This window comes from Bacillus sp. S4 (assembly GCF_040838205.1).
In the GTDB taxonomy this organism is placed as follows: Bacteria; Bacillota; Bacilli; order Bacillales; family Bacillaceae_G; genus Bacillus_A; species Bacillus_A cereus_U.
Genome location: NZ_JBFPJI010000259.1, coordinates 1 through 4,780, shown reverse-complemented (window position 1 = coordinate 4,780; position 4,780 = coordinate 1). Strand labels below are relative to the sequence as shown.

Here is a 4,780-nt window from a genome sequence, read left to right as displayed (position 1 = left end):
ACATTATGCAGAGGTAAAAAGGTACTGTACGTTTTTGACGAAGAATAAATGGGATGGGGAAGACCTTGCCCAAGAAGCAATTTGCAAAGTTCTTCAAAAGTATAGTGAGAAGAAAATTTGTATAACGCTTCTGTATAAAATTGCTCGAAATCAATGGTTAGATCAAATGAAATCAAAATCCGTTCAAGAAAAGTTAGAACAGCAAAATACATTTGAAGAACCACATGAAAAAATTGCAGATTTGCATGAAATGGTAGGGAAAGTATTATCTTCGTTAAATGTGCAACAATCCGTAATTTTATTATTAAAGGATGTTTTTCAATATAGTATCGCGGATATTGCTAAAGTATGTTCGGTATCAGAAGGTGCAGTGAAAGCATCGTTATTTAGGAGTAGAAATAGGCTGAAAACTGTAAGTGAAGAAGGTATTGAAATAGTGGAGTACACGGATGATGTTGAAATCGTTGTAACTTCTATTCGTGAAGAAAGACCTGAATTGTTGACGAAACTTCTCCCAACAATAGATTTCACTAAGTTACCATCAATACAACCGGTGTTATTCTTCAGTATGAAAAAACCTTCTTCTTACAGTTGTATGCTTAGTGCGGCATAAAATAGATGGAGGGATTTAATATGAATGCAATTCCTTACGTAGTAGAACAAACGAAATTAGGAGAACGCTCCTATGATATATATTCAAGATTATTAAAGGACCGAATTATTATGATTGGTTCAGAAATTAACGATCAAGTTGCAAGCAGTGTAGTAGCACAATTATTATTTTTAGAAGCGGAAGACGCAGAAAAAGATATATTCCTCTATATCAATAGTCCGGGCGGTTCAACGACAGCGGGATTTGCAATATTAGATACGATGAACCTTATTAAACCAGATGTGCAAACACTTTGTATGGGCTTTGCGGCATCATTTGGTGCGCTTTTACTATTAGCTGGCGCAAAGGGAAAAAGATTTGCGCTCCCTAACAGTGAAATCATGATTCATCAACCGCTCGGCGGTGTAAAAGGGCAAGCGACGGAGATTGAGATTACAGCAAAAAGAATATTAAAGTTAAAACATGATATTAACAAAATCATATCTGATCGAACAGGGCAACCAGTAGAAAAGGTAGCTCATGATACAGAAAGAGATTATTTTATGACGGCAGAAGAAGCGAAGGAATATGGAATTGTTGATGCAGTTATTGAGAAAAAATAACATGACACAGGCTAGAGAATATGATAAATTCCCTAGCCTGTTTTTGTCATTCTTTTACCCATTCATCAACTAAAGCTTGATTTTTTTTAATCCATTTTCGCGCGGCTTCTTCCGGATCTTTCGTTTTATTTAGCATGACCATTAAAGTACCTAGTTGTTCATCGTTCATTTTCCATTGATCAAAGTATTTCACAATATCAGGATGATCTTTTTCGAAACCTTTACGAACTGAGTAATAAATGTCATCTTTTTCACCATATACTTTCTTAGGGTCTTTTAAATATTTTAAGTCAAATTCTGAAAAGCCCCAATGTGGATTCCAAAGCGTCACAGCGATTGGTTTCTTTTTCGTATATGCCTTTTTTAATTCACTCATCATCGCAGCTTCTGAAGATTGGACAAGTTTGAGTTTTATATCATATTCTTTCATTGCTTTATTCGTTAAATTCATAAGGCTACTGCCAGGTTCAATCCCGACGATTTTATTATCTAGCTCATCTTTATGAGCGTTTAAATCTTCGATGCTGTTTATGTTTTTCACATAAGAAGGGACGACTAAACCAAGTCCAGTACCTTCATACCATTTTGATTTTAAGACAATGTCATCTTTATAACGATCATTTAATGGTTGATCAGTAACTGGAAGCCATACTTCTAAATTTGCATCGACATCACCACGTGCGACTCCAGTCCAAATCGCAGCTTTTTCTAAATACATGAGCTCAACTTTGTAGCCTTTTTCTTCTAATAAAACTTTCCACATGTTTGCGGTTGCGATATTTTCTTTCCAACTTGTTACACCTATTTTAATTTTCCCTTTCGAATTTGCATTTGTTGCATTACATGAAGTGAAAATCATAGTAATAAATAATGCAAGGCATATAAGCCATATTTTCTTTTTCATCGAAACCCTCCTAAGAAACGTTTGCCTTTTTAAATAAATGTATAAGTAAGCATTCTTATTATGAACGGAAACGAGAATTTTAAAGAAAGCTTATGAATGTCATTTTTATGTAATATTTCTTTGCAAAATCGCAACACTATGTAAATAGATGGGCAGAAAAGGAGTAGTGACATGGATAATACAAAGGTACGTGTTGAAAATGTAACAAAAGTATTTGGGAAACATCCGCAACGAGCGCTTACCTTATTAAAAGAAGGAAAAAGCAAATCCGAAATTTTAAAGGAGACAGGAATGAACGTTGGTGTGAAAAAGGCAACGTTTGAAGTATACACTGGAGAAATTTTCGTTATTATGGGTTTATCTGGTAGTGGGAAATCTACATTGGTTCGAATGCTAAATCAATTAATTAAACCGACAGCGGGGCATATATACATAGATGGTGAAGATATCGCAACGATGGGAAAAGAAGAGTTGCGAAGAGTAAGAAGAACGAAGATGAGCATGGTGTTTCAAAAGTTCGCTTTATTTCCGCACCGTACAGTGATACAAAACGTTGCGTACGGGTTAGAAATTCAAGGAGTTCCAGTAGAGGAAAGAGAAAATAAGGCGTTAGAATCGCTACAGTTAGTAGGGCTAGATCATCATAAAGATAATTACCCAAGTCAACTTAGTGGTGGTATGCAACAACGAGTTGGTATTGCAAGAGCGCTTACGAATGATCCGGATGTTTTACTCATGGATGAATCATTTAGTGCATTAGACCCGCTTATTCGAAAAGAAATGCAAGATGAATTGTTAGAGCTACAAGACAAAATGGAGAAAACAATTATTTTTATTACACATGATTTAGATGAAGCTCTTCGAATTGGTGATCGTATTGCATTAATGAAAGATGGAGAAATTGTCCAAATTGGAACACCGGAAGAAATTATGATGAGCCCTGCAAATGAATTTGTAGAGAAATTCGTTGCGGATGTGAATTTAGGAAAAGTAATTACGGCGGAGTCTATATTAAAACGACCGGAGACTTTATTAATTGATCGTGGACCTCGTGTGGCACTACAAATTATGAGGAACGCGGGCGTTTCTACAGTATATGTTGTAAACAAAAAGTATGAGTTTTTAGGTATATTAACCGCAGATGATGCAAGTAAAGCAGTACAAAAACAGTGGCCGATTGCTGATTTATTACTTAATGATATTCCGCACGTTTATTTAGATACTTTACTTGAAGAGACGTATGCAAAAATGGCGGAGATGAAATATCCGTTACCCGTAATTGATGAGAAGAAAAGGTTAAGAGGAATTATTAAACGTGAAAGTGTCATTCAAGCTCTTGCAGGTAACATTGAGGAAGAGGTGAAAGACGATGAATAGTATACCGCGTATTCCATTAGGGGAATGGGTCGACTCATTTGTTGCAAGTTTATATGAGAACTTTGAAGGCTTGTTCCGAGGGTTTTCTTATATTATCGGTGGATTCGTTGATTTACTCACTAATTTTTTAATAATAATACCAGCTATATTGATGATTATTATCTTATGTTTCCTCATTTGGTACACAACGAGAAAATTATCTTTAGTCATTTTTACGCTCATCGGATTATTATTTATTTTAAATATTAACTACTGGGCACAAACGATGCAAACATTAGCGCTCGTACTTACGTCAGTTATTATTTCAATTATAGTCGGAATTCCAATTGGTATTTTAGCATCTCAAAACGAGCGCTTTTCAAAATTTTTAAAACCGACATTAGATTTTATGCAAACAATGCCAGCATTCGTCTATCTCATTCCCGCGATAACATTTTTTGGGGTAGGCGTCGTACCAGGCATTATCGCTTCCGTTATTTTTGCTATGCCACCGACAATCAGATTTACAGACTTAGGAATTAGACAAGTTCCAGAAGATTTAATTGAAGCTGCGAATGCGTTTGGCTCTACCACATCACAAAAATTATTTAAAGTACAATTACCACTCGCAACCGGAACGATCATGGCTGGAGTGAATCAAAGTATTATGCTTTCGTTATCGATGGTTGTAACAGCTTCACTTGTAGGAGCGCCAGGACTTGGCGTCGATGTATATCGCTCTGTAACACAAGTAAACATCGGAATGGGATTTGAAGCGGGACTAGCTATCGTCGTGATTGCGATTATATTAGACCGAATTACGCAAGGGTTTCATACAAAAAGAAAATAATTCAAAAAACACACTTTATACAACAAAGTGTGTTTTTTTGAATTCGAATTACATCCGAACAATAACAGAACCTCCAGCTGGTGCACAAACTTGGTTTTGCTGTTGTTCCATTGATTTTATTAAATGATTGTTTTCTTCGATTAAGGAGATTAAGTTAGCTAATTGGCTTTCAAGGCTTGCGATGCGCTGCATCATATATTGAGAATCATGATACAGTGTATTTCTTACTGGATGGGGGGAGTAAGCATATTGTTGATTTATATTTGGATTCCAATGAGGATACATTTGAATCGTTCCTCCTTCAATAAATTACTGATCTTTCTTATAGTAAATGCCTATGTATATGTAATGGTGACTTGAAAATTCTTTCAAACGAAGAGGATTATGTGGGGGAAATGGAAAAGTAATAAAGTACATTTTTTGAAAATTTTCAAGTGGGATAGTAATATATTAGG

General features: G+C 35.5%; 6 protein-coding genes. 4 read left to right on the top strand and 2 right to left on the bottom strand.

All coding sequences use genetic code 11. The features are described from left to right. On the top strand, nucleotides 1-613 hold a 613-nt coding region (locus AB3X48_RS17930), incomplete at its 5' end, for an RNA polymerase subunit sigma-70 (protein WP_367959774.1). Between the two features lie 20 nt (nucleotides 614-633). Next, nucleotides 634-1,215: an ATP-dependent Clp endopeptidase proteolytic subunit ClpP gene (gene clpP, locus AB3X48_RS17925; protein WP_016105067.1), complete on the top strand. Its 582-nt coding sequence runs from the start codon at nucleotides 634-636 to the stop codon at nucleotides 1,213-1,215. Nucleotides 1,216-1,261: 46 nt separating this feature from the next. Here clpP and AB3X48_RS17920 read toward each other — a convergent pair whose 3' ends face one another. After that, nucleotides 1,262-2,119, bottom strand: a complete 858-nt coding sequence (locus AB3X48_RS17920) for a glycine betaine ABC transporter substrate-binding protein (protein ID WP_016105066.1) — start codon at nucleotides 2,117-2,119, stop codon at nucleotides 1,262-1,264. Nucleotides 2,120-2,290: 171 nt separating this feature from the next. On the opposite strand from AB3X48_RS17920, the gene AB3X48_RS17915 reads away from it, so the two are divergent. Both AB3X48_RS17915 and AB3X48_RS17910 read left to right on the top strand, forming a co-directional pair. Beyond that, entirely contained in the window at nucleotides 2,291-3,496 is a 1,206-nt protein-coding gene (locus AB3X48_RS17915) for a quaternary amine ABC transporter ATP-binding protein (protein WP_000370621.1), read from the top strand. Then, nucleotides 3,489-4,325: an ABC transporter permease gene (locus tag AB3X48_RS17910; RefSeq protein WP_016105065.1), complete on the top strand. Its 837-nt coding sequence runs from the start codon at nucleotides 3,489-3,491 to the stop codon at nucleotides 4,323-4,325. Before AB3X48_RS17915 ends, AB3X48_RS17910 begins: the two co-directional genes overlap by 8 nt. Nucleotides 4,326-4,373: 48 nt before the next feature. On the opposite strand, the gene AB3X48_RS17905 is transcribed toward AB3X48_RS17910, so the two are convergent. Further along, the gene (locus AB3X48_RS17905) at nucleotides 4,374-4,610 is read right to left on the bottom strand and encodes a hypothetical protein (RefSeq protein ID WP_367959773.1); all 237 of its coding nucleotides are present in this window, start codon (nucleotides 4,608-4,610) and stop codon (nucleotides 4,374-4,376) included. Nucleotides 4,611-4,780: the final 170 nt, after the last annotated feature.

Bases quoted from the DNA above. Each gene is read 5' to 3' on its own strand.
- clpP (WP_016105067.1), top strand. From the start codon at position 634: ATGAATGCAATTCCTTACGTAGTAGAACAAACGAAATTAGGAGAACGC.
- AB3X48_RS17920 (WP_016105066.1), bottom strand. From the start codon at position 2,119: ATGAAAAAGAAAATATGGCTTATATGCCTTGCATTATTTATTACTATG.
- AB3X48_RS17915 (WP_000370621.1), top strand. From the start codon at position 2,291: ATGGATAATACAAAGGTACGTGTTGAAAATGTAACAAAAGTATTTGGG.
- AB3X48_RS17910 (WP_016105065.1), top strand. From the start codon at position 3,489: ATGAATAGTATACCGCGTATTCCATTAGGGGAATGGGTCGACTCATTT.
- AB3X48_RS17905 (WP_367959773.1), bottom strand. From the start codon at position 4,610: ATGTATCCTCATTGGAATCCAAATATAAATCAACAATATGCTTACTCC.